Origin of the sequence: Myxococcus sp. AM011 (assembly GCF_013372595.1) — a bacterium.
GTDB lineage: Bacteria > Myxococcota > Myxococcia > Myxococcales > Myxococcaceae > Myxococcus > Myxococcus eversor.
This window is the reverse complement of record NZ_JABXEM010000156.1, coordinates 1-26384: the sequence shown is the minus strand read 5'-3', so window position 1 is coordinate 26384 and position 26384 is coordinate 1. Positions and strand designations below refer to the sequence as shown.

Here is a 26384-nt window from a genome sequence, read left to right as displayed (position 1 = left end):
GTGGCGGGGTGGTGGACGAAGAGCTGGTTGTTGCCCCGCTGGCCCGAGGTGCCGTCCGGGGTGGTGGGTGGCCTGTCTGGCAATGTCGTCTGGACGGGGGCGATGACGGCGGTGCTCGCGCTGGCGTGCGTGGCGCTGGGCCATTTCCAGGGGAGGCGGAGGCTGAGCGGCGGCCTGTTGGTGGCGCTCGAGTTCGGCGCGTTGCTGTGGGCGCACGAGCCGCTGTACGTGCTCGCGCCCGCGGAGCTGCTCGACACGCCGCCGCCTTTCGCGGAGGCGATTCTGAGGTCGGTGCCGCCGGGGGAGCCGGTGCGCGTGGCCACGGCGGTGCGCAGCGTTGGCCCTGGGAAAAGCGTGCCGGGGCTCGACTATCACGGGAGGATGGGGCTCGCGTTCCTGACGGGACTGCTACCGGACACGACGACGCTGTGGGGCATCGAGAGCGCGAACGGCTACATGCCCGGGGAGAACGTGCGGGTGCGGCGACTGCGCGAGGACCTGCCGCACTGGTTCGGCCAGGTCGCGCCCCGACTCGCCACGCCGTTCTCCGTGCACAGCGCTCGAGGCGGAGGCGGGCTGGTGCTGCCTCCATCGGCTCGGGTGGTGGCGGAGGACCCGTTGTTCGACACGAAGCTGGTGGTGCATCCGGAGGCGGTGCCTCGGGTGTTGCTGGCGTGGCCTCGCTGCGTGGAAGGGATGGAGCAGGCGCTGGGCCTCTTGTTGGCGCCCCAGCTTCCTCCTCGTGACACCGCCATCGTGGAGTGCACGGTGTCGCTGCCCGAGGCGTCGAAAGGTCCGACGGGCACGGTGAAGGTGGAGCGGCACTCGCCCGAGCGGCTCGTCGTGGACGTGATTGCTTTCGAGGCGGCGGTGCTCGTCGTGAATGATGCCTTTCAGCCGGGATGGACGGCGACGGTCGACGGGAGCGAGGTGCCCATCCTCCCCGCGAACGTCGCGGTCCGCGCGGTGGCGGTGCCGGCGGGCGAGCATCGGGTGGAGATGCGCTACCGGACGCCGGGGCTTCGCGTGGGGCTGCTCATCGGCCTCGGGACGTTGCTGGCGCTGTGTCTGCTGGGCGTTGCACGGTGGCGTCCGTTGCGGAAAGCCACCGCATGATGTCGGCCGATGGCGTTTCCCGCCGATATCCTGTGCCAGTTCGGTTGGCGGGTCAGGGCGTTACCGGTTGCATGAGGCCAGCCCTGGCCAGCAGTTCACCCACTCGGCGGCCTTGCTCAACGTGCTCGGCGTTCCTTGCGGAAAGGCGTTCCGGGGTAAGGATGATGAGTGTGCCTTTGCCCTCTATCGGTTCGATGCGGACAGGCGCCGGCAACGGTGGAACAGGACCTCGTCGCCGAGACAAGTATGTGACCCAGCCTACGAACGTGCCTGCAGCTGAAGTCGTGCTCATCAATCTGCGGTAGTCGTCGGATGCGGCAACTGCCCAGTCAGGCTCCCAGGCGAGTGCCATGCTGCGCAGCACGCCTCCTAGCACTGGAGTCGTAACCACCCTCTCCGCGCCCAGTCCTTGTCTCGGCAGGGGCATCACGCAGGAGTTTGGGTTGGCGCCGCTATGGTCGCCGCACTTGATTTGCAGGTCTGTACTGTCAGGTCCAGAGCCGCCGTTGCCGAACCAGAAACTGAAGCCGAGTTCTTCGAAGATGGGCCCCCCTTTCTCGCGGTTGACACCGCGACGGAACAACTCCGCGAGGGTGGCAACGTCAGGTGGCATCAAGGGGTGCTTGCGCGCGTCTTTCGGTGACCGGGCGGGCTTGTACCAGTGGGCCAGGAGCGGGTCGCACGGAGCAATGAGGTTGAGGAATTCCGCCGTGCGGCGAGCGCATTCCTCAGGCGTTTCCTTGCGAGGCCCCCAGTAGGCCCCTGCATAGTAGGTCTCGGGGCGGCCCTTGGTCTCAGCGTTCGCGTTCACGAGGTTTCTCCCTAGCGCGCCGGAGTGTAGATGACCTTGATGCCTTTGATGCTCCTGCGCTCCAGCAGGAGCGAGATGGCCTCGGCCGCTCTCGATTCGGCGACATGCCACTCGATGGGGATTCCCATGCCTCGGACCATCATGCTCTGCCGTTCGGCCTGATCGGCAAGGCTCTTTGCACCTGAGTGACGAAACCAAGCCTTGGGGTCCAGGTCATCGAAGAACTTGTCATATCCTGGCCCCTTTGCTTCCAGTAACACTCCGTCCTTGACCCCATCGAACTTCACGCCACCGGCCTGCGTGCTCATGCCGCCGACCCAATACGCGTCATCCGCGGAGTGCCCCGTGATTTGTTCCTGATAGCGCCGGGCGCGCGGACTCATGGACTCCTTCACGGGTCCCCACTGTCCGGGCCCCTTCGCCGGCGATGCGCTCGTTGTCCTCGTGCCCACCCGCTGGAGGATGATGGCTGCTCCAGGCCCACCGCTCAGCACAGCCGCCGCGCGCCCTACCGGCACCGCGACGCGACCCATGACGAATGCTCCCTGGGCCGAGAGCGACAAAATCGGCACCTCCGCGGTGGCGAGCGTCGCACCTTGCAGCGTGCGAGTGGCCGCCGCCGCCGTGCCCCAGGTGGCGATGAGGTTCGTCACCAGCTTGGAGACGGCCTGCACCTGCTCGCCGCGTGGCATGTACTGGAAGCGCTCCAGGTACTCAGGCGACGAGGCCAGCAGCGCCGCCACGGCGGCAGGCATCTGTCCCAGCGCCGCGAGGTTGTCAGCGGGCGACGTCGCGAAGATCTGCCCCACCGCCATTGCCAGCCCGACGAAGGCCTCCTCGGCTCCGTCCAGCGTGCGGCTCAGGTAGTCCGCATCGTCGTGGACATCCGCGAAGGCTCCTCCTCCCGTCTCCTCCAACCGTGCGTTCAGCTGCCGGAAGACACCGCCCTTGCCCGAGTAGAAGACGCCCAGTTCGAACTGGCCCGCTCGAAAGGCACCGTCTTTCCACTCCACGGCGCCCACGCGCTGCTGTGTCTGTCCGCTGCGCACCCACGCGAGGCAACCGTCAGGACGCAGGACCGCCAGTTGCGTGAATCGCCCTACGCGTCGCACCAGCTCGGCGCGCGACACCTCGCCCGCATCCAGCACCTCGCGCAACATGAAGCCCACCGCGACACGTGCCGGGAACTGCCCCAGCGTCACGTCCTTGCCGAGCAACACCTCCAGCAGTCGTGCCGCCTGTGTCGCCGTGAGGGAGTCACCAGAGACGGGACGCGAGTCGCGGTCCTCCAGCCCCGCCCCACGAAGCAGCTCATCGAACGCCTCACTCCGCTGTCCTCGGGGATGCCGAGCTTCCGGAGCCCTCTCCCCAAGGAGCGCGGAACGCTGCTGGAACGTGCCCCTCCGAGTCGAGGGTTCAACTCCAGCGCATCCCGTGACGAAGAGAGCGGCGCAAAGCATCCAGAGGCCAGCACGCATTCTTCACCCCATGCCTCGCAGACAGGAAAGGCGAACAGGCTGAATGCTGGCATTTCCGTCCGACAAGGAGGCGAGGAACTGACTGAGCAGTGGAATCCTGCAGCATCGTGCCGACGTGCCCTGACGCGCTCTCAGGGAAGGTCACGTTGCTGGCGTTGTGCCTGCTGGGCGTTGCACGACAGCGACTGTCACGGAAAGCCGCCGTGAGAATTCCGGCCCCGCTAGCTCATGGCGGGCGACTTCAGCAGGGCCTGACTCCGCGCTTCTGACAGGTGCACTCCGGGGCGGCCCTCCATGCCGCGACAGCTCGCATTTTCCAATGATTCTCGATGAATACATGGCATGTCGCACTGCGTCGAGGGGCGGCTCGAAGCACGGTCCCGGCGCGCGGGCAGCGTTGCCAGGGAGCCCCTGGCGGCCCCTCCACCGGGAGGGTTTCCGCCCGTGACGCAACTTCCACCGGCCTCCGTGAGAAAATGACTGAAACGCCCAGCACCCCCATGGGCGGGAGCCCTTCATGAGCCCCATCGACCGCAACCGTCCCGCTTCCACGCCGCTCGCCTCGACGCAGACCTCGCGCACGGCCCTGAAGAACCCGCTGGGCGGACTGGTGGAGGCCGCGAAGAACGGCCTGAAGGAAGTCCCGCGCTTCCTGGAGCAGGGCAAGGATGTCTTCGAAGCCACGCACCTGAGCGAAATCAAGAAGCTCTTCGGCGGGGACTCGAAGCCGGACCGCGTGAACGACGGCAAGCTCATGGGCGCCAAGGGGCAGACCTTCGCTCCGGGCACGCCGCTCAAGGACATCCCCGGCGTCACGCCGCAGAACAATCCGAACCCGTCGAAGACCATCCTCTACGTCAACGGCATCATGACGCCGGCGGCCAACCAGCTCAGCGAGATGAAGACCATCGCCGAGAAGGCGGATGCGCGCGTCATCGGCATCCACAACGCGACGCAGGGAATCGTGGCGGACCTGGCCCAGTGCTTGGGAGACAAGCTGGACAAGGGCACGAACCCCGCCGTGGACACGCTGGCGGACACCGTCTACGGCGAGCTGAAGGCGGGCCGCGAGGTCCACCTGATGGGCTACAGCCAGGGCGGCCTCATCACCGCGCGCGCGCTGTTCGACGTCGAGCGCCGGCTGCGCATCGAGGACGGCATGTCCCCCGCGCAGGTCGAGAAGGCGATGAGCAAGCTGAGCGTGGAGACCTTCGGCGCCGCGTCCACCAAGTACCCGGACGGCCCGAAGTACGTGCACTACATCAACAACGCGGACGCGGTGCCCACGCTCACCGGCCTGGGCGGCAGCTTCGACCCCATCGCCTTCGCCAAGGACGCCGGCAAGGGCGCCGTCGTGCACCGCTTCACCGACGGCAACCTGAACCTCATCGGCAACCACATGCTGGACACGATGTACATGAAGCACCGCGTGCCCTTCGATGAGGCCCGCGCCGGCAACTTCTAGTTTCCTGACGGAAGAAGAGGGTCAGCGCCACGCCGGGGCACGGCCCTGCCCCGGTGGAGTCCCTGTCGGGGTGGCGCTACCCCTCTGTTTCAAGGTTCCGGACGACGCGCTGCAAGAGCTCCCGAAGGAGCGCCTTCTCCTTCTGTGTGAAGCCCGCGGTCGCCTCGTCCTCTCCGAGCATCAGCGCCGCTTTCGCCTCGGGAAGCCGGGCGCGGGACTGGGAGGTGAGCGAGGTGAGGCTCCCTCGCTTGTCCTCCGGGTTGGGCTCGCGCCGGATGACGCCGTCGCGCTCCATGCGCGCGAGCATCTCCGCCATGGTCGGCTGCTCCACCCGCGCCAGCTCCGCGAGCGTCTTCTGCGGCAGCGTTCCGCCGTCCTCCAGCGCAATCAGCACGGGGAGCTGGCTCATGCCGAAGCCCAGCGGACGCAGGCGTGCCTCATGCAACCGCATGAGCAGCCGTGAAGCCCGGTTGATCCAATACGCCGACGTGGACTCGGGGTTCCAGGGGCGTGCCTTGCGTTCGTGTTGCATAGGGCCCTTTGTAATATTAGTGAGGGGCCTATGCAAACTGGAAGGCGCATTGGAATCGTGGGCGGAGGGCCGGGCGGGTTGACGCTCGCGCGAGTGTTGGCGACGCGGGGTATCGGCTCCACGGTGTTCGAACTGGACGAGCACCGGCTGTCGCGTCCGCAGGGCGGCTCGCTGGACCTGCACGAGGACTCGGGCCTGCTCGCGCTGCGACACGCCGGGCTCGAAGCGGGGTTCAAGGCGCTCGCGCGCTACGATGACCAGGGCGACGCGCTCTATGACCCCCAGGGGACGCTGCGCTTCGAGCTGGGAGGAGACCCGAGCGGTGGGCGGCCCGAGATTGACCGCGAGCAGTTGCGCACGCTCCTGCTCGACAGCCTTCCTCCCGGGACGATTCAGTGGGGGAGCAAGGTGCGCGCGGTGGAGCCCCTGCCGGATGGGCGCTATCGCGTCGCGAATGAGCGCGGCTTGCTTGGAGAGTTCGACCTCGTGGTGGGCGCGGATGGCGCCTGGTCCAAGGTGCGTCCGCTCGTGTCGAGTGAGCAGCCGCGCTACACGGGGGTGATGTTCGTCGAGCTGAGCATCGACGACGTGGACACGCGGCATCCCGACGTCGCGGCGCTCATCCCGCGCGGCAAGGTCTCCGTGGTGGGGGATTGCCTGAGCCTCATCGCGCAGCGCAGCAGCAATGGGCACGTCCGCGTCTACCTGATGTTTCGTGTGGCCGAGGATTGGCCCCAGCAGGGTGGCGTGGACCTGTCCTCACCCGCGCGTGCGCGAGCGGCGCTCAAGGCGCGGTTCGCGGGGTGGGCACCTTCGCTGCTCCGGTTCGTCGATGTGAGCAACGACACCATCGTCCCGCGTCCCATCCTCGCGTTGCCGGTGGGGCATCGGTGGACGCACCGGCCGGGCGTGACGCTGCTGGGTGACGCGGCGCATGTCATGCCGCCGTTCTCCGGCGAAGGCGTGAACATGGCCATGCTGGATGCGGCGGAGCTGGCGCTGGGGCTCGTCGAGGACTCCGACTGGAGTCGCGCGGTGGCGGCGTATGAAGCGCGCATGTTCGTGCGGGCCGCGGAGGCGGCGGCGGGCGCGATGGAGGGGCTCGACTTCGTGTCGGAGCACGCGCTCGCGCACACGCTCGAACACTTCGAGGCGATTCAGCGGATGGCGGGTGCGGCGCATCCCTGAGCCTGAAGGCGTCCTCGCCGCGAGCTTCAGCGCGCGAGCTTGAGGCTCACCACGGCCTTGTCCTCGACGGAGCCCGACAGGGTGAGTCGCAGCTCCCAGGCGCCCGGCATGAAGAGGTCCAGCTCCGACACCTCGAAGTCGCTGGTGCCCTGAGGCGTGATGCGCGCGGGGCTGTCGAGCCCGTGTCCCATGGTGGGCATCCACGGCTGGAGCGCCAGCACCAGACTCGGGATGGACTTGCCCGTGGCGACTTCGGTGACCCGGATGCGCAGACGTTGAGGGCCTCGGCGCAGGGGGACTGCGTCGGCGAACACTTCGATTCGCAGACGCCCCGAAGTGCTCGTCACGGACGTCACGGGTGTCGCCAGGGCGGCGGCCTTCTCCGTGGCCGGGGACGTCGACGTTGGCGTCGGTGCGGCGCTCCACAACAGGCATAGCAACATCGTGCTCTTCATTCATCCTCCCGGGCGGACCTGATGCGCGGGAGCTTGTAGCGACGCACGACTCGCCGTGGCGCGCGGCAAGTTGCCACAGCATGCTCTCGCTCCATTTGCGAGAGGGTGTGCACATGAGTCCTTCCTCTTCGCGTCCGTCGCGAGGTGTCACCTGGCCGCGCTCGTGGGCCTGGTGGTGCCTGGGTGCCTCGAGTCTCGCCGTGTTGCTCGCGCTCGGCGTCGCCATGCTGTCGGTGGCGAGGCTGGCGCTCTCGGAGGTGTCCTGGCTTCCCGCTGACACCGCGTGGGTTCCCAACCCCGTGCCCCTCCACGGACAGCTCCCCCGATTCGAGCTCCGGGACGTGGACGGGGCGCTGGTTGGAACACGCCAGCTCCGAGGACAGGTGTATGTCCTCCAGTTCCTCCCGGAGGCGGGCGCGTCCAGCGACCAGCACCTCGTGACGCGATTGTCCTGGGTGGAGCGCGGACTCGCGGCCGAGCGCATTCCCTTCCGGCTCGTCGTGGTGGCACGCCCTTCTTTCGCTCGGGACGAAGGCCTGGCGCGCGTCGAAGGCGAAGCGGGCGGGAGCGGCCGGGTGTCCTGGCACGTGCTGGCGGCGGACACCGCGTGGGAGGCGGACGTGCTGGCGATGCTGAGAGCGGGCGCGCTCGTGGAGGGTGACGCCTCGGAGCGGCGGTCCACGTTGCTGGTGGACCAGGCAGGCGGGCTTCGAGGCGTCTACGACCTGGCCGAATCCCCGCGAGCCGCGGAGGCGCTGGTGGCGGACGCGCGACAGGTCTCCGAGAGCGGCCCGGTGCCGGCCCTCGCGGGGCTGCCCGGGGACCATCCTCATGTGCTCGGCGTGGGCTGCGTGGGCGAGCGGGGGAGGTACTGACATGAGTGCGCCTGAAGTGGAACGTCCTCGCACTCGTCGCTGGGTGGGGCTGCTTGTCGTGGGAGTGCTGGCGCTCGTCGCGGCGCTCGCGCTCCCGTTGCTGCGCGAGTCACGTGCCCGGTTGCGGGCGCGGGGGCTGCCCGACTTCGGCGCCCTGCCGACCTTTCGTCTGACGGACCAGACGGGACGCCCGTTCTCCGAGGCGGACCTGCGAGGCGCCGTCGTCGTCGCGGACTTCATGTTCACGCGGTGCCCCACCGTATGTCCGCTGCTCACCGCGAAGATGGCCCGCCTCCAGCGACAGGCGCGCGAGGCGGGGCTCGCGGTGCGCTTCGTCTCGTTCAGCGTGGACCCGCGCTACGACACGCCGGAGCGGCTCGCCGCGTACGCGGACACACGGCACCTGGACACGAGCAACTGGTCCCTGCTGACGGGGGAGCTGGAGGACGTGGAGACCACGGTGCTGGAGGGCTTCCGAGTGATGATGGGGCGGGACGCGGACGCGGGAGAGGACGACTTCCTCAGCATCTTCCACGGCGAGCACTTCGTCCTCGTGGACGCGGACGGGCGCATCCGTGGGTACTACCGTGTGGTGGATGACTCTGGAGGCCTGGAGTCGCTGCGGCGCGACCTGGAGGCGCTGGTGCACGCGGCGGATTGACGGGTGCCAACGCTGTGGCAACTTGCCGCGTTTCCGACGGGCCAGGAGTAGAATAGGCAAGGGCTTCACTTTTCAGGAGCCCTCCATGTCCATCCTCCCCCGCCTGCTGCTTCGCGGTCTTCCTCTCGTGTGGCTGGCGACGCTGGGGTGTGGCGACGAGCCCTCCGAGCCCGTGCTCACCCCGGTTTCCATTCCTTTCGCGGCCAGGGTGGGCAGCGAGCCGTTCGCGTGTGGCCGCACCTACCAGGGGCTGGGGACGACGGGGACGACGTACGAGCCGATGGAGTTCCGGGTGTACGTCCATGACGTGCGGCTGGTGTCGGAGGCGGGGCAGGAGGTCCCCGTGACGCTCGCCGACGACGGTGTCTGGCAGCGCGAAGGCGCCGCGCTGCTCGACTTCGCGGACAAGTCCGGGCTGTGCACCAACGGGACCCAGGCCACGCGCGCCCTCCTGACGGGCACCGTCCCCGAGGGGCGGTATACGGGGCTGCGCTTCAAGTTGGGCCTGCCCGCGTCGCTCAACCACCGGGACGCCTCCGTGGCTCCGGCGCCCTTCAACGACCTCAGCCTCTACTGGAACTGGCTGGGGGGTTACATCTTCGCGCGCATCGAAGGTCGGACCACGGGGCTGCGCGAGGGGCACTACATGCACCTGGGCAGCACGGAATGCGCCGCGCCGCCCCCGGGCCAGCCGAACGGCACGTCGGGCTGTGCGAACGGCAACCGGCCGGAGATCGACCTCGCCGCCTTCGACGTGGGCCAGGACACCGTGGTGATGGACGTGGCCGCGCTGCTCGCGGGCTCGAACCTGGATGTGAACGCCGCCGTCCCCAACACCTCCGTGGGCTGCATGTCGCAGCAGCAGGACCCCGACTGCGCGGACGTGTTCAGTCGGCTGGGGCTGGCGCACCAGGCGCAGAGCCAGGCGCCGGCGGGCCAGGTCTTCATCCGGGCGGAGTAGGAAGGGAGGACGTGACGAAAATGGCGCGCGCGAAGACCAAGGCGGCGTGGTTGGCGGCCCTGGCCGTCCTCGGGACGGCCTGCGGCGGTGGCGAGGGCGGAGGCCGCGCACCGGAGCCGTATGTCTGGAAGCTGCCCGCGGGCTTTCCCACGCCGCGCGTACCCGCCGACAATCCCATGTCCGAGGCGAAGGTGCGGCTGGGCCGCCGCCTCTTCTATGACACGCGGCTGTCCCTCAACGGCACGCAATCCTGCGGCTCCTGTCATGAGCAGGCGCGGGCCTTCACGGATGCCCGTGTCACGGCGGTGGGCAGCACGGGACAGGTGCACCGCCGCAACGCCCAGGGGCTGGCCAACGTCGCCTTCTCCACCAGCCTCACCTGGGCCAACCCGATGCTCACGACGCTCGAGCTCCAGGCGCTGACGCCGTTGTTCGGCAGGGAGCCGGTGGAGCTGGGCTTCGCGGACCGCCAGGACGAACTGCTGGAGCGGCTGCGCTCGGACGCGGACCTCGCGGCCGGCTTCGCCGAGGCCTTTCCGGACGATGAGGCCCCCGTGTCGGTGGCGTCGCTGGGCCGCGCCCTGGCCTCCTTCCAACGCTCCCTGGTGTCCGGCGGGGCGCCGGTGGACCGCTACCGCTACGGCGGCCAGCCGGACGCGTTGAGCAGGTCGGCACGCCGCGGCATGGAGCTGTTCCTCTCCGAGCGGCTGGAGTGTGACCACTGCCACTCCGGCTTCAACTTCCAGGACGCCACCGCGCACGAGGCGACGCCCGAGCCCATCCTCCCCTTCCACAACACGGGGCTCTACAACGAGGACGGCCAGGGAGCCTATCCGCTGGCAGACCCGGGGCTCATCGAGCTGACCGGGCGGGTGGAGGACATGGGGCGCTTTCGCGCGCCCTCGCTGCGCAACGTGGCCGTCACCGCGCCGTACATGCATGACGGCAGCCTGGCGACCTTGTCGGAGGTCCTGGACCACTACGCGGCGGGCGGGCGGGCTCGCGCCGGCAACGCGGGGCAGTCGAGCCCGCTGCAGAGTGGTTTCGTCCGGGGGTTCACCCTGACGGCGGAGGAGAAGCAGGACGTGCTCGCGTTCCTGGAGGCGCTCACCGACACGGAGTTCCTGACGGACCCGCGCCACGCGGACCCCGCGCTCGCTCCGCCCGTCCCCTAGGGCGCGCCGAGGTCCGGCCGGGCCAGGAGGCGCTCGTCCGTCAGCGTCTTCAGGAAGGCGAGGATGGACGCCGTCTCGGCGTCGTCCAGGGGCAGGCCGGGGGCGCCCCCGCGCTGGAGGAACACGGGCTCCAGCGTCGAGGAGGGCACCATGTGCCGGCGGTAGTGCGCCAGGACGTCCTCCAGCGTGGCGAGCCGGCCGTCGTGCATGTACGGCGCGGTGACGGCCACGTTGCGCAGGGTGGGCGTCTTGTAGCGCCCCAGGTCCTCGGCGCGCTGGGTGATGCGCCCGCGTCCCCGGGTGACGGCCTCGTCCGCGCCGAAGGCGGCGTCCGGGTCCAGCCCGTTGTTGTGGAACGCGTTGTCGGTGAAGAGCTCCGTGCCATGGCACGGAGCGCAGCGCTGTCGCACCAGCCCCAGGCCCAGCAGCTCCCTCGGCCCCAGCCACGCGCCCGGCTCGCCGCGGCGCCAGCGGTCATAGCGGGAGTCCGCGGAGATGAGCGTCCGCTGGAACTGGGCCAGCGCGCGCAGCAGGTGGCTCAGCGTGAGGCTGTCGGGGCCCAGGGCCGACTCGAAGCGGGTCACGACCTCCGGGTCCGAGGACAGCCGGCTCATCAGCGCCGCGAAGTCGCGCTCGCCCATCTCGTCCGGGTGGGACAGGGGGGCGAGCGACAGGGACTCCAGGTTCTTCGCCCCGCCGTCCCAGAACAGCCCCTCCATCCAGGCCAGGTTGACCAGGGTGGGGGTGTGGCGCACCAGCGGGTGTCCGCTCACGCCGCGCCGGGTGAGCGCGTCGCCATCGGTGAAGGCTCGCGCCTGCTCATGGCAGGTGGCGCAGGAGACCTGACCGGTCGACGACAGCTTCGGGGAGTGGAAGAGCCAGCGCCCCAGCGCCACGCCCTCGGGGGTGAGGGGGTTGTCGGGCGGAGATGGGACGGTGGTGAAGCCCTCGGGGAGGGCCCAGGCGAACCCGGGGCCCTCGCCCGGCTCGGCGGTGGAGGACGGCCCACCGCCACATGCGCCCAGCAGGAGCAGGGCCCAGGTGCATGCGGCCCGCCCCAGGAGCGCGCGGGTCCTCATCGGTCCGGGTTTTCCGCCGACACCCACGAGAACATGGACGCGAACGCGTCCGACAGCGTGGCGCTCGCGCCGCCCTGGGTGGCGCCGATGGTGGGCGTGGTGCGCGGGCTGAGCGACGCGAAGAGGACGGCCACGTCGCCGCGCAGGTTCAAGGTCAGCCGCTTCTGCGAATTGACGGTGACGGCGTTGGGGAAGGTGAAGCTCACCGTGCGGAAGTTGGCGTTGGTGCCGGTGTCCCAGGTGAAGGGGCCGCTCGTCCCGTCGGACTTCGTGTACTGACCATGCGTCTTCGTGAAGATGTAGCTGGTGAACCACATCCAGCTCGCCGACGTCATGTTCCGGAGGATGTGCAGCTCGCCGGCCTGACGGCTCAGGTCGTCATTGTAGGCGGCGTCCACGCCGATGCCGAAGCGGATGCCGGTATACGTGCCGGCGGGCACGGCGGAGGCGAGGATGCGCTCGCGACGGTTGGCGGGAATCGTCACGGGTGACGCGGTGCCCTCGACCTCCTGGGCCTTGATGAGCTCCATGAGGTGGTAGCTGCCCGTCAGCGCCGTCGTGGTGCCGTCCTGCTTGACGAGCACGACGTTCGACAGCCAGTAGCGCAGCTCGGTCAGGCTGAGCGTGTCGCCACCCGAGGTGGTGTACTGCCGGTCCAGCTCGAAGGGCTGGTTGCCGAAGACGAGGGGGAGGTTGAGCTCCAGCGAGCCGTCCGTGGCGGCCAGCTTCGCCTTGAGCGCGTCCAGCTCCGAGCGTGCCTGCTCCAACTGGGCGAGGACGCCGGACCAGTCCTGCGAGGCCAGGAGTTGTTTGGCTTCAGCCAGGCTCTGTTTGACGGAGCTCAGCTCCGAGGCGAGGGCCTCCTTCTCCTGCGCGTTGGCGGCCGCGTCCTGCTCATGCCGGGCGACCTGCGTCTCCAACTCGGAGACCTCCGTCTCCAGGGCCGACACCTGCTTTTCGAGCTGACCGCGCTGCTGCTCGGAGGCCTGGAGCTGGGCGTCGGTGGCGTCGTCCCCGCAAGCGGGAGTCAGCAGGAGGGTGAGCGCGGCGAGGGCGAGTGCACGACCCAGGGGAATCCATGAGGCGGATGGAAGGTTCATTTCGGGGGTCCTCTCACTTCGGGCGGCGTCATGCCGCGTGGTCATTTGTCGCGCGGCGATGTGTCGCGGGACCGGGCTCGTCTTCGCGCCACGAGCCCGGCGAGGGTGTCTTGCGTTCAACGGCCCGGTGGCTTGAGGTCCGCGGGCAGCCCGCCGCCAGGAGTGGGAGGCCGCTCCAGGCCGGTGGGCTGCGTCAGTCCCTGCGCGGGCAGCGGGCCCGAGTCGGGCGTCACGGCCGAGGGTGTCTTCGAGCCGCTGTCCGAGCACGCGCAGAGCGCGCACGCGGCGGCCAATGCAATCAAGTGGCGAGTCATGGCTGTCTCTCCCGCCTCAGTACTTGACCCAGATTTCCGTGCCCGGATGAATCTCCGTCAGCGCTTCCGTGTCCTTGTCGGACTCGATGAGCTCCGTTGTCACCGGGTTGGGGCTGTACGCGCGGTTGCCCGCCCAGACAATCTGGGCGTCGCTGAACACGGCGAAGTCGTGCACGTGCTCCTCCACCGTGTACTTGTTCCAGCCTGGCGTGCGCTTGGGATAGACGAAGAGCGCGGGCGCGGGCTCCGCCTGCGGCGTGGTGCCTGCGTCCGTTCCACCGTGGTCATGTCCACCCGACGTGCCCACCCACTCCACCGTCGTCTCGGCGCCCTCGGCATTCCGGCACGTCTGCGTGGTGGGGAAGTACACCGTGGTGAAGGCGGTGTCCGGCATGCGGGCACGCAGCACCAGCCGGTGCGCATGCGTGTCGGCGGGGAGCACCTCGGCGGCGCTGCTCCGCGTCCACGTGACGGACGTCACGTTGTTGTTCGCGTCCTTCTCCACCACGGCCTTGCCGAAGGCGGAGTCCAGGGGCCGCACGGAGGTGACGCCCGCGGGAATGGCGACCTTGATGCGGTAGGTGTCCGCGCCGCTGCACCCGTGGCCCACGGTGAACTGTGCCTCGTAGGACGTGCCGGCGATGGCGGGACCAGTGCCTGAGACGGCGACATGGGCATGGGCGGCGGTGCCGACCAGCAGGCTCGAGAATGCGAGCAACGTCTTGAGAGTGGGCTTCAAGCGGGGCCTCCAGGAGGAAATGACTGCGCCAGCACCTCGGCGTAGCAGACCGCTTGGAGCGCACCGATGCGGCCATTTGCCGCAGCACGGTGGGGCAGGCCCCTCACTTTCGCCCGACAATCATCTGGAACCCGGAGGGTGGTCCGCGACAATTCGCCGCACCCCTCCGTTCACCACACGTCGTGTTCCCGCAGCAGCGCTCCCAGCGGACGCGAGCCGCCGCGGTGGGCGTCGAAGAGCTGTGCGGCGAGCTGCCGCGTCGGGTGGGCCCAGCCCATGCGCTCGTGTCCCTCGTGCGGCACCGGTGCGCAACGGATGAGCGCCGAGCGCAGCTCCTCCTCGGAGGCGAACACCGGATGCTCCAGCGGCAGCGGGTTCTGCGTGGCGAGGAACACCTGGCGCCCGGCCAGCTCGCGCAGGCTCTCCTCCACCCAGCGCGGGTGAAGACCGTTGGCGGGCTCGTCCAGGATGGCGAAGTCCTCGTTGACGTCCAGGTAGTACAAGAGCGACAGCAGCCGCTTCTGCCCGAAGCCCAGGTCCGCCTGCGTCAGCTCGCGCCCGTCGCGACGGACGAAGTGGAACGAGAACCCTCCGAATCCCACGCGCCCTCCGTTTTCGAACGAGCGCTTCTCCAGCACCTCCACGCGCAGCTTCCCCGACTCCATTCCCGCCAGGCTCACGAAGCGAGAGAGGAACGAGCGCTCCAGCGCGTCGTGGCGCAACTCCAGCGCGTCGACGAGGGGCTCCCGCTCCACGCGCTCCCTCAACCATCCGGGCATCCAGCCGGGCAGGGCCATCAACCCCAACGGGAACACCTCTCCATCGCGCACCTCCATGGCGTAGCGGATGGTGCCCAGGCGCTCGAACATCCCGAGCGATTCGTCGAAGCGCTGCGGCGCCAGGAGGAACGTCCGCCTCAAGAGCTCCTTGAGCCGCTCCTTCATGCCCGCGTCGATGTACTGCGCCGTCATGAACAGCAGCGTCCACACCGAGCGGTCCAGGAGCGACCAGTGCATGGTGCGCGTCCACGCGGGCGCGCCGTCCACCTTGCAGTCGATGCCCTCCGCGTCCGCGCGCATGACGAGCCGCGCCGAGGGCGAGGACAGGAAGAGCTCCACCTCGATGAGCGGCTGGAGCCCCGTGTCGAGCGTGGGCGTGCGCAGCGGCAACAGGCCCGCGCCCTGCCTCGCGCCAGGCTCCGTGCGCTCGGGCACGCGCGTGTCGTTGCGCGCGTACACGTGCAGCTTCATGCCGGGAAACGCCAGCTCATACTCCAACGCGAAGCGCTCGTGGATGAGGCTGGCGAAGTCCGAGGCCAGGACGATGGAGATGAGCTCCAGCAGCGTCGTCCGCCCGGTGCCATTCTCGCCGAGCACCAGGTTGAGTGACGGCCCGGGTGTCAGCTCGGTGCCGGGAGCGACGCTCCGGAAGTGGTGGACGGTGAGCCGGGTCAGCTTCATGCGGAGTCCTCGCCCGGCAGCTTCGTCTTCCCGGGGTACGGCGGGAATACCTCGGTCACTGGAGTGTCTGGTGGCTCGCCTGAATCGTTAGGTGCGCGAGAGGCTCGTCTATACACTCCGCCCGCCTTCGCACCCCCCATGCTTCTGTTCCGAAAGGATGATGTGAGGCCGATGAAGAACGTTGCCCTCGGATGTCTGCTCTCCGCGCTCGTGGCCCTGGTGGCCGCGCCCGCGTCCGCCCAGCTCGAGCTGCCCGCCCCCAGCCCCTCCGCCAAGGTGGCGCAGGAAGTGGGCGTCACCTCGATTTCCATCGACTATTCCAGCCCGGGTGTGAAGGGCCGCAAGGTCTGGGGTGACCTCGTCCCCTGGGACAAGCCCTGGCGCTCCGGCGCGAACCAGTCCACCAAGATTACCTTCAGCCACGACGTCACCTTCGGCGGCAAGGCTGTCCCCGCCGGCACCTACGCCATCGTCACCCTGCCCTCGCAGAAGGGTTGGAAGGTGATGCTGAACAAGGAGCTGGGGCTGTTCTCCACCGCGGCGCAGTACTCGCCCGCCAACGACGTGGCCACCGTCGCCGCGACGACGGCGGCCATTCCCAGCCGTGAGCGGCTGGCGTTTGTCTTCAGCAACACCACGGAGGACAGCACCTCGCTGGACCTCGAGTGGGAGAAGCTGCGCATCTCCGTCCCCATCAAGACGGACACGGCCACGCTGGCCAAGGCCAACATCGAGAAGGCGTCCAAGGCGAGCGCGAGCGAGCACGCCCAGGCGGCCCGCTACGTGGCGGAGTCCACCAAGGACTACGTCGCGGCGCTGAAGCTCGCGGACGCGTCCGTGGCCATGGACTCCAACTGGTTCAACCAGTGGGTTCGCGCGGACATCCTGGCGCGTGACGGCAAGTTCGCCGAGGCCCGCAAGGCCGCCCAGATTTCGTGGGACCTGGGCGAGAAGGACCCGAACTTCTTCTTCAAGGCCCAGGTCTCCAAGGCCCTCGCGGACTGGAAGAACAAGTAGTCGTCCCGGAGCGAGTGGGGCCCCTTCAGCGCCGGGGGGCTCCGCTCACGAGCCGGCGGTAGAGCGCTTCATACCGGTCCAGGGCCGGCTCCATCCTGAAGCGCTCGACGACGTCGGCCCGCGCTCGGACGGAGAAGTTCTTCCAGCGAGTCGCGTCACGCAGCAGGCCGAGCACGTGGCCCGCCATGGCGCGCACGTCGCCCAGCGGGGCCAAGAGGCCCGTGTCGCCGTGGCGCACGACTTCTGGAATGCCTCCCACGTCGCTGGCGACCACGGGGACGCCGCAGCTGAGCGCCTCCAGCGCCGCGAGGCCGAAGCTCTCCTGCTCGCTGGGGAGCAGGAACACGTCGGACGCGGCGAGCACCTCCATGAAGCGGTCCTGCTTGCCGGGAAAGGCCACGCGGTGCGAGAGGCCCAGCTCGCGCAGCATCCGCTCCGCCGGGGCGCGCTCGGGGCCGTCGCCCACCATCACCAGCCGACAGGGGAGCTGTCGGTGGACCTCCGCGAAGACGCCCACCACGTCGGTGATGCGTTTGACGGGGCGGAAGTTGGAGACGTGGATGAGGACGGGCTCGTGTTCGCCCAGGTCCGGGAAGAGGGCGCGAAGGTGCGCGCGCTCCCGCGCGGGGGCATAGCGCTCCGTGTCCACGAAGTTGGCGATGACCTCGATGGGGAAGGTCTGCGGCAGGCTGAAGCCGCTCCACGTCGCGTCGCGGAGGAACGCGGAAGGCGTCGTCACCGCGTCGCTGCGCAGGATGGAGAAGCGCGTCATCGGCAGGTAGCTGGGGTGCACGCCCACCAGCGTGGTGTCCGTGCCGTGCAGCGTGGTGACGATGCGCGGCCCGTGCTCGCCCAGCACCTCGCGCGCCATCCACGCCGCCGTGGCGTGCGGCACCGCGTAGTGCACGTGCAGCACGTCCAGCTTCTCGCTGTTGGCCACCTCAATCATCTTGGAGGCGAGCGCGATGGGGTACGTGCCGGAGCGCTGGAGCGCGGGGTAGTCGCTCTCCGTCACCTCATGGAACGTCACGCCCCGGGGCAGGGTGTCCAACCGCGCGGGCGGCTCCCGGGCGATGAAGTGGACGCGGTGACCCCGCTCGGCCATTCCCAGGCCGATGCCGGTGGCGACCATGCCGCTGCCCCCGAAGGTCGAAAAGCAGGTGATGGCGATGGAGAGGGGCGGACTCATCGGCGGTGAGGAAAGAACAGGGGCTTCTCGAAGCTATTCCGGCGGAAGTGGTCCACCGGGTCGATGAGGCCCAACGTCTCCCGGACGACATACGGCTCGCCGTGGGCGACACCCACCTGGGCGCCATAGAACCTGTCCCGCGCCTCCAGCGAGGAGAGCGACAGCGGCGAGCCCACCAGCGTGGCGGGTGCGTCCGCTCGGGGCTCCACCTGACTCGCGTAGCAGCGCACGGCCGCCGTCTTGCTCGCGTACACGGCCGACACGTCCACGACGAAGCTCGGCTCGGCCAGGTGGCGCAGGGGGTAGTAGAGCACCTGCCGAGGCGTGAACGGGGGGCCGGGCGGCTCGGTCTCGAACTTGCGCACCCCCGCGAAGAACAGCGCGCGCGTCACCAGCGCGCTGGCGGCCTCGTGGTCCGGGTGGCGCTCCTCCTCCCACGGGACGATGACCAGCTCCGGCCGCAGGCGGCGGAGCACTTCGACGATGCGGGCCACCGCGGAGTCGCGGATGCGCTCGGACTCGCTGGCCTCGAAGCCGGCCCAGGGGTTGAGCCAGCCGTCGGGCAGGCCCAGGTTCTCCCTCACCGACAGGCCCAACACTCGCGAGGCGGCCTCCGTCTCCGCCGCGCGCGTCTCCAGCGTCCCGCGAGAGCTCTTCTCGCCGCGCGACAAGTCAATGATGCCGGTGCGGTGGCCCAGGCTCGAGAGCTTCGCCATCAGCCCGCCGCAGAACAGCTCCACGTCGTCCGGATGCGGGCCGAAGGCGAGGGCCTCCAGTCCGTAGGTCGCGCCGCTCGTGCTCATGGCGTCAAATCCCGGAGGTCACCGGAGAAGGGGACACACGCGTCGAGCACCTGGCGGGTGAAGGCCCGGGAGCCGAAGCGACACGCGTAGTAGGCCATGCCGTGGATGCGCTCCTGCGGCGCCCCGTCCGGCACGAGCATGGCGCGCAGCCGGTCCACGCGCTCGGTGGTGACCTCGTCGCGCAGCGCGAGCGCGCGGCCGTAGCGGGCCGACAGGCGCGACACCGCGGCGCGCACGGTGCCCCGGGTGCGCTTGAGCGCGTCGAGCAGTTGGGGGTCGAGCTTGAGCATCGTCTCGCCCATGCGGTCCAGCTCCGAGGAGAAGGCGCCGAAGAGGCGCGCCTCCAGCGTGCCCGCGGGCTCGTAGGGCTCCGCCGCGTCCCGCGTGGAGAGCCTCGTCAAGAGCGCGTCGCGGGGCTCGCCCACCTCGTCCGGCGTGAGGCCCAACTTGTGGAGGAGTCTGCGGGCCCGGTCGTCCAGCACGCGGAAGCGGGCGCGCGGCACCACCAGCGGCATGGGCAGGCCCGCGTGCTCATAGAGGGGAGACAGTTGCGCGAAGTAGGAGACCTCGCCCGGGCCGCCGACATAGGCCGCCGTCGGCAGCCACGTGTCCTGGAGGAGCGGACGCAGGAGCGCGGAGGTGGTGAAGCGCAGCGGCTCGCGCGCAAGCCAGTCCAGGAGCTCCTTCGTCGTCACCGTGGCGCCGCGCGGGTGGCCCACCAGGGTCCACGTGTCGGGGCCCGCCGGGTCCATCCGGTAGCGCGCGCCCTCGATGCCGTCAGGCGAGTAGAAACCGAGCGGAGCGCCGGGACGGATGTGGACCTGCTCGGAGAAGCCCGCCTGCGTCAGCGCCTCCACGCGACGCGAGAGCGCGGTGGAGATGGCGGAGGCGTCCTGAATCGCGAGCCGGTGGATGGGCGCGGCGAAGGGCGCGAGGCGCGCGTCCCTCGGGTCGATGAAGACCAGGCCCTCTTCGGCGAAGAGGGTGGCGAGCACCTGGGTGAACGCCTCCGCGAGCGTCGCGTCGGGCTGGTAGGCGCGCGCGAGCAGCTCCAGGTGTTCGGAGACCTGGGGCTCTCCGTTCAGCTCACAGCGCAGGGCCTCCAGGGCCTGGGTGACCCCCGAGCCCAGCTTGCGGTGGGCGACGGGCGCGCGCGAGGTGGCGGCCTCGGGCACCTCCAAGGCCACGCGCTTCGCGGAGCCTCGCGGGCTCGCGACGAAGCAGTGGTCCACCTCCGGCAGGTCGTGGTCCTCGGTTTGAAGCCAGAAGACGGGAACACAGGGCCGCCCGGTTTCTTCCCGAAGCGCGCGCGCGGCGCTGATGGCGGCGGCGGCCTTGTAGAGCGTGAAGAGCGGGCCGAGGAACAGCCCCATCTGCTGGCCCGTCACCACGGCGATGGTGCCAGGGCGGGCGAGCTCCTCCAGATGACGCTCGCGCGCGGGACTCGGCGCGAGGCGTGCGTTCTGGGCCGACACGACGTCGAGCAGGGCCGACGACATGGGGCGAGAGGCGGCGGCGGCCGCGGCCTCCGCGCGAGCGGCGCGGTGACGGAAGCGGTCGGGCAGGAAGGCGAGCGCGCGTGGGTCTCCCTTGAGCCACGCGGTGGGAAAGGAAGGCGTCACGGTGCGCGGTGATAACAGGTCATCTTCGGGTCGGCACGGAGAAGGACGGTGACGCGCACGCAACGTGAGGCCGTGGCTGGGCGCGTCATGGGATGAACGCCAGGCGCGCGTGGGTGAAGGCCTTGTTGTAGGGTCCGCCGCGGATGCGAACCCTGCTCACCTTTGGCATGACGCTGGCCATGAGTCTTGGATTTGGGACTTCGGCTTTCGCCCAGGCACCTCGGCAACCCCACGCGGGGGAAATCGCGGCCGGACTCCGACGGCTCGGCGTGACGGGCAGCGTGCTCTACGTCGCCGCCCACCCGGACGACGAGAACACGCGCTTTCTCGCCTGGCTGGTCGGTGAACGCGGGCTGCGCGCGGGCTACCTGTCGCTCACGCGCGGTGACGGCGGACAGAACCTCATCGGCACGGAGCAGGACGAGCTGCTCGGGCTCATCCGCACCTATGAGCTGCTGGCCGCGCGCCGCGTGGACGGCGCCGAGCAGTACTTCACCCGCGCGCGCGACTTCGGCTACACGAAGTCCGCCGACGAGGCGCTGCGCATCTGGGGACACGACGCGGTGCTGGCGGACGTGGTGCTCGCCATCCGTCGCTTCCAGCCGGACCTCATCGTCACGCGCTTCAACACGAAGCCGCCCAACCACGGACACCACACCGCGTCCGCGCTGCTCGCCGCCGAGGCCTTCACCGCCGCCGCGGACCCCCAGCGCTTCCCCGAGCAGCTCGACCTGGTGAAGCCGTGGAAGGCGGACCGGCTGTTGAACAACGTCTCCACGTGGAGCCTCAAGCCCGACGCGGACATGTCCGGCTATCTCAAGGTGGATGTCGGCGGGTACGACGCGCTGCTCGGTCGCTCCTGGGGGGAAATCTCCGCGGAGAGCCGCAGCCAGCACAAGAGCCAGGGCTTCGGTGTCCCGGCCGAGCGCGGTCCGCTGCTGGAGTACTTCACGCCGCTCGATGGCACGGCGCCGAAGGCGGACGTGTTCGAGGGCCTGGATTTTTCCTGGCGCCGCTGGAAGGGCACGGAGGCCGTGGCCCGCGCGGTGGACGACGCGGTGAAGGGCTTCGATGCGCGCGCGCCCTCCCGCACCGTGCCCGCGCTCTTGCGCGTCCATGAGGCGCTGTCCGCGCTGCCCGGGGACCACCCGTGGAAGGCGCTCAAGCTGCGCGAGACGGAGTCGCTCATCGCCGCGTGCGCGGGGTTGTTCCTGGAGGCGAGAGCGCCAGAGGCCGCGGGCGTGCCGGGCACTCCGGTGGCGCTGAGCCTGTTCGCGCTGAACCGCTCGCCCACCGCGCTTCGATGGGTGAGCGTGACGCTCCCGGGCGGGGAGAGCGTGCCGGTGAACACGGCGCTCGCCGAGCACACGCCCTTCAAGCTGGAGAAGAAGGTGACGCTGCCGGAGGACGCGACCATCACCACGCCGTACTGGCTGCGCAAGCCTTTCGAGGGAGGGCTCTTCGCGTTGGAGCCCTCGGACCGCGCGCTGACGGGGTTGCCCGAGGGGGGCCCCGCGCTGGCGGTGACCTTTGTCTACGAGGTCGGCGGTCGGCGCATCACCGTGACGCGGCCGGTGGTGCACGTGTGGACGGACCCGGTGCGCGGAGAGCTGTACCGCGCGTTCGAGGTGGTGCCCGCCGTCACCGCGACGCTGGAGCGTGACCGGGTGATGTTCCCCAATGGGGCGACGCAGGCCGTCTCCGTGGTGTTGGGCGCGGGGCGCTCGGAGGCCACGGGCAAGGTGCGCCTGGAGCTGCCGCGGGGTTGGCGCTCGGAGCCGGTGGAGCAGTCCTTCCAGCTCGCCGCGCGCGGTGATGAGCGCACCGTCCAGTTCCGGGTGACGCCGCCCAAGGGCGCCACGGAGAAGGGCCGCCTGCGAGTCGTCGTGGAAAGCGGAGGCCGCGCGGAGTCATGGCGCGTGCGCGACGTCGCCCACGAGCACCTGCCTCCTCTCGCGGTGCGCCAGCCGTCCGAGGCGACGCTGATTCCCTTCGCGCTCGCGACGAAGGTGAAGCGCCTGGGCTACATCCCGGGCCCGGGAGACCGTGTGGCGGAGAGCCTGGCGGCGGTGGGCTACGAGGTGACGGTGCTCCCCGAGGAGCGGCTGGCTTCCGAGACGCTGGAGCGCTTCGACGCCATCCTCGTCGGTGTGCGCGCCTTCAACGCGAACCCGCGCCTCGCCGTGCACCGCGAGCGGCTGCTCGACTACGTGAAGCAGGGTGGGCGCCTGGTGGTGCAGTACAACACCAACAGCCGCGTGGGTCCGCTGGCCGCCTTCGTGGGGCCGTATCCGCTGGAGATTGGCCGCGAGCGCGTGACGGACGAGACGGCGGTGATGACGCCCGTGTCGAAGGACGAGCCGCTGTTGCGCACGCCCAACCGGCTCACGGATGCGGACTTCGACGGCTGGGTGCAGGAGCGCGGCCTCTACTTCGCGTCGAAGTGGGATGACCACTACCGGCCGGTGTTCGAGCTGAACGACGCGGGGGAGGCGCCCTTGCGCGGCTCGCTGCTCGTCACCCGTCACGGCAAGGGCGTGTTCGTCTACACGGGCCTGGCCTTCTTCCGTCAGCTCCCCGCCGGAGTCCCTGGCGCATACCGCCTCCTGGCGAACGTCCTCGCGCAATGAGTGCTCCCGTGAATCCGTCTCCCTCCCAGACGCCGCCCGAGAAGAGGCCGGAGCTGGATGACGCGCCGCCGCTCCTGGGCTCGTGGCGCAACGTCTACCTGCTGGTGTTCGGCGCCTTTGTCCTGTTCCTCGCGCTGTCGTCGGTGCTCACCTGGGTGTACTCGTGACCTTGCTTGACTGGGTGGTGCTCGTCGGAACGATTGCGTTCATCATCACCTGGGGCATGTGGAAGTCCCGGGGCGCGAAGAACACCGAGGACTATCTGCGCGGCACGCGCGAGCTGAAGTGGCCCACGATTGGCCTCGCGGTGATGGCCACGCAGGCGAGCGCCATCACCTTCCTCTCCGTTCCCGGTCAGGCGTACGAAGACGGCATGCGCTTCGTGCAGTTCTACTTCGGACTGCCGTTCGCGATGATTCTCATCAGCGCGGTCTTCGTTCCCATCTACTACCGGCTGAACGTCATCACCGCGTACCAGTACCTGGAGTCCCGCTTCGACTTGAAGACGCGCCTGTTGGGTGCCTTCCTGTTCCTGGTGCAGCGGGGCCTGGCGGCGGGCATCACCATCTACGCCCCGGCCATCATCCTCTCCACCATCCTCGGCTGGCCGCTGGAACCCACCGTCGTCGCCATGGGCGCGCTGGTCATCCTCTACACGGTGACGGGCGGCTCCAGCGCCGTCAGCCAGACGCAGAAGCAGCAGATGGTGGTGATGATGGGCGGTATGGTGGTGGCCGCGCTCGTCATTCTCTGGCGGCTGCCCAAGCACGTGTCATTCGGCGACGCCGTGGACGTCGCGGGCGCGTTCGGCCGGATGAACGTGGTGAGCTTCGACTTCAACGTGCAGGACCGTTACAACTTCTGGTCCGGGCTCACAGGCGGCTTCTTCCTGGCGCTGTCCTACTTCGGCACGGACCAGTCGCAGGTGGGCCGCTATCTGACGGCGCGCTCCATCACCGAGAGCCGCCTGGGATTGCTGTTCAACGGCGTCCTCAAGCTGCCGATGCAGTTCCTCATCCTCTTCGTCGGCATCCTCGTCTTCGTCTTCTACCAGTTCAGCACGCCGCCCCTGCTCTTCAACGACACGCTGGGCGAGCGCATGCGCGCGTCGACGCAGGCGGCCGAATACTCGGCGCTGGAGGCGAAGTGGGAGCAGGTGCAGTCCAGCAAGCGCGCGGAGGTGGAGCGCTACCTGGCGGCGGGTGACGCGGGTGACGCCGCCACGCAGGCGGGAGTCCGGGAGGCCCTGCGCGCCTCCTCGGGAGAGGCCAGCGCTGTCCGCAAGGAGGCCAAGGCCCTGGTGTCGCGCGCGCTGCCCGGCGCGGAGACCAAGGACTCCGACTACATCTTCATCAGCTTCGTGAAGCGCTGGCTGCCCAGCGGCCTCTTCGGGTTGCTCATCGCCGTCATCCTGTCGGCGGCCATGAGCTCCATCGCCAGCGAGCTGAACGCGCTGGGCGCCACCACCACGGTGGACTTCTACCGGCGCGTGTTCCGTCCGGAGGCGTCGGACCGGCACGTGCTCATCGCCTCCAAGCTGTTCACCGTGTTCTGGGGACTGGTGGCGGTGGGCTTCGCGAGCTTCGCGTCGCTGCTCGACAACCTCATCCAGGCGGTGAACATCCTGGGCTCCATCTTCTACGGCACGGTGCTGGGCATCTTCCTGGTCGCCTTCTTCCTCAAGCACGTGCGGGGACACGCCGTCTTCACCGCCGCCGTCATCTCCCAGGCCACGGTGATTGGTCTCTTCATGCTCAGCGACATCGGCTACCTCTGGTTCAACGTCATCGGCTGCGCGCTCGTCGTCGCGCTCAGTCTGGCGCTCCAGGTGGTCATGCCCCGCGAGCCGCGGGCCGCTCCAGTTACCGGGGCGTAGGAGACGTCCGCGTGAGCCTCGGGGCGGAGGCTCACGCGGACGTCCGCCGTCGAGGCTAGCGAGGCCCCACGAGGTACATGCAGGTTCCCAACGCGGGAGGCGGGATGACCTGCGAGAACCACGCTGGGCATCCCGAGCCCATGACTCCGACGGAGAGGGTCGTTCCCAGACTGAATCCCGCCATCCGCCAGATGAGGACCTGACCCGAGCCCGGGTTGTGCCAGACGATGTCCGGGTTGCCATCGCGCGTGTAGTCCGCGGTGGCGCCGACATAGAAGGCCAGGGACATTCCAGGCAGGGAGAAGGAGCCGAGGATGGCGGTGTTGTTCATGCGCCAGATGTCGTTCTGTCCCGAGGTGCGGTTGCGCCAGAGCAGGTCCGTCCTCCCATCTCCGTCGAAGTCCGCCGCGCCCACGATGTACCAGGGCAGCGAGCGAGGAAGGGGCGTGGAGAAGCCGATGGGCGTGGGCCCGGACATGTACTGGTAGAAGAACTGCCCCGAGACGCGGTTGTGCATCACCAGGTCCGTCTGCCCGTCCATGTTGAAGTCGCCGGATGCGGCGACGTACCAGTCCGACGACGGGAGGGTGCCTGAGATGGGCGCCATGCCGAGCACGCTGAAGGTGCTGCTGAGGAAGCGGATGGCCTCACCCGTCGACCCGGGCGAGTGGAGGACGAGGTCCGGGTCCGCCGTCGGGCCGCCGAAGTTGGAGGCGGCCTGAACGATGAGCGACGGCGACACGGCGGGCATCACCGCCGTGGTGGCCAGAGAGGGGCCGGCCATGACCCAGGTGAGCATGTTGCCCGTGCCCTGGTTCCTCCACAGCAGGTCGGAGTCCGCGCCGCTATTGAAGCTCACGACGCTGTTGCTGATGGCCTGGGACTGTTTGCCCTCCGGCGCGACGCCTTCGTCGAGCGCTCCCTCTGGCGCGCCACAGCCCAGGACACTTCCAGCAAGACACAACGTCAGCACGGTCTTCTTCATGTTCAGTTCCCCCATGGGTGGCCTCTCTTCGGAAACGACGTGACTGCACGGCCCTGGGCCAGCTTGTCCGCGACGCCTGGCTCCGCCACCGAAGACAGCGCGCCAGAGAGGATGAAGCCAAAACCCAGCTCGACGATGCGCTGCGCGGGGTGCACGGTGGGTGAAGTCATGGCGCGCATCTTGACCCAGGCCCCTGATGCGAAGCCAATGCCTGCGCATACCCGCCGTCACAGGTGGTATGTCCCAATGCGTCAGTCTCCGTCGCCAGCATGCGATGTCTGGGTATAGGGGCGCATCGCGATGGCGTCATGCTCCACTCCCAGTCGAGTTCGTTGCCTCGGTGCGAGCAGCGACCCGCGAGCCTCTGGTCCAGGCCGAGCATGAGGGGAACTGACGCGTAACGTCTTCGTTTCGAATCTGCTTGCCCCGTCTTCGCGTGCGCTGATAGGTAACGAGTCGTTGACATATGAGTCCTCGCCTCGCCATCGCCACCCTGCCCACGGCTTCAGGGCCTTCATCGACGCTCGACGCGGTGTTCTTCGCGCTCGCCGACGGCACCCGGCGGGCGTTGCTGGCCCGGCTCCGGAGCTCCGAAGCGACCGCGGGGAGCCTCGCCACGGGCTTCGCGATGACCCGGCCCGCGGTGTCGCGCCATCTGCGCGTGCTGCGCCAGGCGGAGATGGTCCGCGAGGAGCGCCGGGGACGCGAGCGCGTCTACACGCTGGAGCCGCGGCGCCTGCAGCTCATCAGCGATTGGCTCGAGGACTACCGCGTGTTCTGGCCAGCGCGGCTCCATGACCTCAAGGACTTCGTCGAGTCGATGCCCGACGACGCGCCTGTCCCACCCCAGGTC

At 69.2% G+C, this 26384-nt stretch carries 26 protein-coding genes; 12 read left to right on the top strand and 14 right to left on the bottom strand.

Annotated elements, in window-relative coordinates; all coding sequences use genetic code 11:
• A partial coding sequence (locus HUW62_RS28715; RefSeq protein WP_176436211.1) for a YfhO family protein occupies positions 1 to 1116 on the top strand: 1116 nt, incomplete at its 5' end.
• 52 nt (positions 1117 to 1168) lie between these two features.
• On the opposite strand, the gene HUW62_RS50085 is transcribed toward HUW62_RS28715, so the two are convergent.
• The gene (locus tag HUW62_RS50085; RefSeq protein WP_163870304.1) at positions 1169 to 1927 is read right to left on the bottom strand and encodes an immunity 52 family protein; all 759 of its coding nucleotides are present in this window, start codon (positions 1925 to 1927) and stop codon (positions 1169 to 1171) included.
• Between the two features lie 11 nt (positions 1928 to 1938).
• Positions 1939 to 3147: a Tox-REase-5 domain-containing protein gene (locus HUW62_RS28705; RefSeq protein ID WP_368670497.1), complete on the bottom strand. Its 1209-nt coding sequence runs from the start codon at positions 3145 to 3147 to the stop codon at positions 1939 to 1941.
• Between the two features lie 775 nt (positions 3148 to 3922).
• On the opposite strand from HUW62_RS28705, the gene HUW62_RS28700 reads away from it, so the two are divergent.
• A complete protein-coding gene (locus HUW62_RS28700) occupies positions 3923 to 4870 on the top strand; it encodes a hypothetical protein (RefSeq protein ID WP_176436209.1) in 948 nt (315 codons plus the stop codon).
• A gap of 76 nt (positions 4871 to 4946) precedes the next feature.
• Here the strand turns inward: HUW62_RS28700 and HUW62_RS28695 are convergent, their stop codons facing one another.
• Positions 4947 to 5402 (bottom strand): MarR family winged helix-turn-helix transcriptional regulator, encoded by a 456-nt coding sequence (locus HUW62_RS28695; protein WP_163870307.1) that lies wholly within the window; start codon positions 5400 to 5402, stop codon positions 4947 to 4949.
• Positions 5403 to 5432: 30 nt separating this feature from the next.
• On the opposite strand from HUW62_RS28695, the gene HUW62_RS28690 reads away from it, so the two are divergent.
• Positions 5433 to 6590 carry an NAD(P)/FAD-dependent oxidoreductase gene (locus HUW62_RS28690; protein WP_176436208.1) on the top strand — a complete coding sequence of 386 codons (1158 nt, stop codon included), beginning with the start codon at positions 5433 to 5435 and terminating at the stop codon, positions 6588 to 6590.
• A 26-nt stretch (positions 6591 to 6616) separates the two neighbouring features.
• Here the strand turns inward: HUW62_RS28690 and HUW62_RS28685 are convergent, their stop codons facing one another.
• Positions 6617 to 7045, bottom strand: a complete 429-nt coding sequence (locus HUW62_RS28685) for a hypothetical protein (RefSeq protein ID WP_176436207.1) — start codon at positions 7043 to 7045, stop codon at positions 6617 to 6619.
• Positions 7046 to 7158: 113 nt separating this feature from the next.
• On the opposite strand from HUW62_RS28685, the gene HUW62_RS28680 reads away from it, so the two are divergent.
• From HUW62_RS28680 to HUW62_RS28665, 4 genes are all read left to right on the top strand, one after another.
• Positions 7159 to 7920 carry a hypothetical protein gene (locus HUW62_RS28680; RefSeq protein WP_176436206.1) on the top strand — a complete coding sequence of 254 codons (762 nt, stop codon included), beginning with the start codon at positions 7159 to 7161 and terminating at the stop codon, positions 7918 to 7920.
• Position 7921: 1 nt separating this feature from the next.
• On the top strand, positions 7922 to 8581 hold the full coding sequence (locus tag HUW62_RS28675; protein WP_176436205.1) for an SCO family protein: 660 nt from the start codon (positions 7922 to 7924) through the stop codon (positions 8579 to 8581).
• 85 nt (positions 8582 to 8666) lie between these two features.
• Positions 8667 to 9542, top strand: coding sequence for an MbnP family copper-binding protein (locus HUW62_RS28670; protein ID WP_176436204.1), 876 nt, complete (start codon positions 8667 to 8669; stop codon positions 9540 to 9542).
• 20 nt (positions 9543 to 9562) lie between these two features.
• Complete coding sequence (locus HUW62_RS28665) at positions 9563 to 10717, top strand: methanobactin export MATE transporter MbnM (RefSeq protein WP_176436212.1); 1155 nt, start codon at positions 9563 to 9565, stop codon at positions 10715 to 10717.
• On the opposite strand, the gene HUW62_RS28660 is transcribed toward HUW62_RS28665, so the two are convergent.
• From HUW62_RS28660 to HUW62_RS28640, 5 genes are all read right to left on the bottom strand, one after another.
• Positions 10714 to 11796: a cytochrome-c peroxidase gene (locus HUW62_RS28660; protein WP_176436203.1), complete on the bottom strand. Its 1083-nt coding sequence runs from the start codon at positions 11794 to 11796 to the stop codon at positions 10714 to 10716. The genes HUW62_RS28665 and HUW62_RS28660 overlap by 4 nt on opposite strands.
• Positions 11793 to 12896, bottom strand: a complete 1104-nt coding sequence (locus tag HUW62_RS28655; RefSeq protein ID WP_176436202.1) for an MbnP family protein — start codon at positions 12894 to 12896, stop codon at positions 11793 to 11795. Before HUW62_RS28655 ends, HUW62_RS28660 begins: the two co-directional genes overlap by 4 nt.
• A gap of 116 nt (positions 12897 to 13012) precedes the next feature.
• Positions 13013 to 13210: a hypothetical protein gene (locus HUW62_RS28650; protein ID WP_163870312.1), complete on the bottom strand. Its 198-nt coding sequence runs from the start codon at positions 13208 to 13210 to the stop codon at positions 13013 to 13015.
• Between the two features lie 16 nt (positions 13211 to 13226).
• On the bottom strand, positions 13227 to 13949 hold the full coding sequence (locus tag HUW62_RS28645; RefSeq protein WP_163870313.1) for a YcnI family protein: 723 nt from the start codon (positions 13947 to 13949) through the stop codon (positions 13227 to 13229).
• 170 nt (positions 13950 to 14119) lie between these two features.
• Positions 14120 to 15409 carry an AAA family ATPase gene (locus HUW62_RS28640; RefSeq protein WP_176436201.1) on the bottom strand — a complete coding sequence of 430 codons (1290 nt, stop codon included), beginning with the start codon at positions 15407 to 15409 and terminating at the stop codon, positions 14120 to 14122.
• Positions 15410 to 15580: 171 nt separating this feature from the next.
• On the opposite strand from HUW62_RS28640, the gene HUW62_RS28635 reads away from it, so the two are divergent.
• Positions 15581 to 16426, top strand: a complete 846-nt coding sequence (locus HUW62_RS28635) for a DUF2911 domain-containing protein (RefSeq protein ID WP_176436200.1) — start codon at positions 15581 to 15583, stop codon at positions 16424 to 16426.
• 25 nt (positions 16427 to 16451) lie between these two features.
• On the opposite strand, the gene bshA is transcribed toward HUW62_RS28635, so the two are convergent.
• The 3 genes from bshA to bshC are packed head-to-tail and all read right to left on the bottom strand — an operon-like array spanning position 16452 to position 20040.
• On the bottom strand, positions 16452 to 17615 hold the full coding sequence (gene bshA, locus HUW62_RS28630; RefSeq protein WP_176436199.1) for an N-acetyl-alpha-D-glucosaminyl L-malate synthase BshA: 1164 nt from the start codon (positions 17613 to 17615) through the stop codon (positions 16452 to 16454).
• Positions 17612 to 18418, bottom strand: coding sequence for a bacillithiol biosynthesis deacetylase BshB1 (bshB1, locus tag HUW62_RS28625; RefSeq protein WP_176436198.1), 807 nt, complete (start codon positions 18416 to 18418; stop codon positions 17612 to 17614). Before bshB1 ends, bshA begins: the two co-directional genes overlap by 4 nt.
• A complete protein-coding gene (bshC, locus tag HUW62_RS28620; RefSeq protein ID WP_176436197.1) occupies positions 18415 to 20040 on the bottom strand; it encodes a bacillithiol biosynthesis cysteine-adding enzyme BshC in 1626 nt (541 codons plus the stop codon). The genes bshB1 and bshC overlap by 4 nt, the downstream gene beginning before the upstream one ends.
• A gap of 143 nt (positions 20041 to 20183) precedes the next feature.
• On the opposite strand from bshC, the gene HUW62_RS28615 reads away from it, so the two are divergent.
• From HUW62_RS28615 to HUW62_RS28605, 3 genes are read left to right on the top strand one after another with little or no spacing between them, the layout of a single operon-like run.
• Entirely contained in the window at positions 20184 to 22670 is a 2487-nt protein-coding gene (locus tag HUW62_RS28615; protein ID WP_176436196.1) for a PIG-L family deacetylase, read from the top strand.
• Between the two features lie 8 nt (positions 22671 to 22678).
• Positions 22679 to 22837, top strand: a complete 159-nt coding sequence (locus HUW62_RS28610) for a hypothetical protein (protein ID WP_163870301.1) — start codon at positions 22679 to 22681, stop codon at positions 22835 to 22837.
• Positions 22834 to 24546, top strand: a complete 1713-nt coding sequence (locus HUW62_RS28605) for a sodium:solute symporter (RefSeq protein WP_176436195.1) — start codon at positions 22834 to 22836, stop codon at positions 24544 to 24546. Before HUW62_RS28610 ends, HUW62_RS28605 begins: the two co-directional genes overlap by 4 nt.
• Before the next feature lie 55 nt (positions 24547 to 24601).
• On the opposite strand, the gene HUW62_RS28600 is transcribed toward HUW62_RS28605, so the two are convergent.
• Together HUW62_RS28600 and HUW62_RS28595 are read right to left on the bottom strand one after the other, a co-directional pair.
• On the bottom strand, positions 24602 to 25531 hold the full coding sequence (locus HUW62_RS28600) for a VCBS repeat-containing protein (protein ID WP_176436194.1): 930 nt from the start codon (positions 25529 to 25531) through the stop codon (positions 24602 to 24604).
• Between the two features lie 2 nt (positions 25532 to 25533).
• Positions 25534 to 25701 carry a hypothetical protein gene (locus HUW62_RS28595; RefSeq protein WP_255203689.1) on the bottom strand — a complete coding sequence of 56 codons (168 nt, stop codon included), beginning with the start codon at positions 25699 to 25701 and terminating at the stop codon, positions 25534 to 25536.
• Positions 25702 to 25997: 296 nt separating this feature from the next.
• Between HUW62_RS28595 and HUW62_RS28590 the strand changes: the two genes are divergently transcribed.
• Positions 25998 to 26384, top strand: a 387-nt coding sequence (locus HUW62_RS28590; RefSeq protein ID WP_176436193.1) for a helix-turn-helix transcriptional regulator, incomplete at its 3' end; no start/stop codon positions are given.

Excerpts from the sequence above, each read along its gene's own strand:
- HUW62_RS28700 (WP_176436209.1), top strand. The coding sequence starts at position 3,923 with ATGAGCCCCATCGACCGCAACCGTCCCGCTTCCACGCCGCTCGCCTCG.
- HUW62_RS28695 (WP_163870307.1), bottom strand. The coding sequence starts at position 5,402 with ATGCAACACGAACGCAAGGCACGCCCCTGGAACCCCGAGTCCACGTCG.
- HUW62_RS28690 (WP_176436208.1), top strand. The coding sequence starts at position 5,433 with ATGCAAACTGGAAGGCGCATTGGAATCGTGGGCGGAGGGCCGGGCGGG.
- HUW62_RS28685 (WP_176436207.1), bottom strand. The coding sequence starts at position 7,045 with ATGAAGAGCACGATGTTGCTATGCCTGTTGTGGAGCGCCGCACCGACG.
- HUW62_RS28680 (WP_176436206.1), top strand. The coding sequence starts at position 7,159 with ATGAGTCCTTCCTCTTCGCGTCCGTCGCGAGGTGTCACCTGGCCGCGC.
- HUW62_RS28675 (WP_176436205.1), top strand. The coding sequence starts at position 7,922 with ATGAGTGCGCCTGAAGTGGAACGTCCTCGCACTCGTCGCTGGGTGGGG.
- HUW62_RS28670 (WP_176436204.1), top strand. The coding sequence starts at position 8,667 with ATGTCCATCCTCCCCCGCCTGCTGCTTCGCGGTCTTCCTCTCGTGTGG.
- HUW62_RS28665 (WP_176436212.1), top strand. The coding sequence starts at position 9,563 with ATGGCGCGCGCGAAGACCAAGGCGGCGTGGTTGGCGGCCCTGGCCGTC.
- HUW62_RS28660 (WP_176436203.1), bottom strand. The coding sequence starts at position 11,796 with ATGAGGACCCGCGCGCTCCTGGGGCGGGCCGCATGCACCTGGGCCCTG.
- HUW62_RS28655 (WP_176436202.1), bottom strand. The coding sequence starts at position 12,896 with ATGAACCTTCCATCCGCCTCATGGATTCCCCTGGGTCGTGCACTCGCC.
- HUW62_RS28650 (WP_163870312.1), bottom strand. The coding sequence starts at position 13,210 with ATGACTCGCCACTTGATTGCATTGGCCGCCGCGTGCGCGCTCTGCGCG.
- HUW62_RS28640 (WP_176436201.1), bottom strand. The coding sequence starts at position 15,409 with ATGAAGCTGACCCGGCTCACCGTCCACCACTTCCGGAGCGTCGCTCCC.
- HUW62_RS28635 (WP_176436200.1), top strand. The coding sequence starts at position 15,581 with ATGAAGAACGTTGCCCTCGGATGTCTGCTCTCCGCGCTCGTGGCCCTG.
- bshA (WP_176436199.1), bottom strand. The coding sequence starts at position 17,615 with ATGAGTCCGCCCCTCTCCATCGCCATCACCTGCTTTTCGACCTTCGGG.
- bshB1 (WP_176436198.1), bottom strand. The coding sequence starts at position 18,418 with ATGAGCACGAGCGGCGCGACCTACGGACTGGAGGCCCTCGCCTTCGGC.
- HUW62_RS28615 (WP_176436196.1), top strand. The coding sequence starts at position 20,184 with ATGCGAACCCTGCTCACCTTTGGCATGACGCTGGCCATGAGTCTTGGA.
- HUW62_RS28600 (WP_176436194.1), bottom strand. The coding sequence starts at position 25,531 with ATGAAGAAGACCGTGCTGACGTTGTGTCTTGCTGGAAGTGTCCTGGGC.
- HUW62_RS28595 (WP_255203689.1), bottom strand. The coding sequence starts at position 25,701 with ATGACTTCACCCACCGTGCACCCCGCGCAGCGCATCGTCGAGCTGGGT.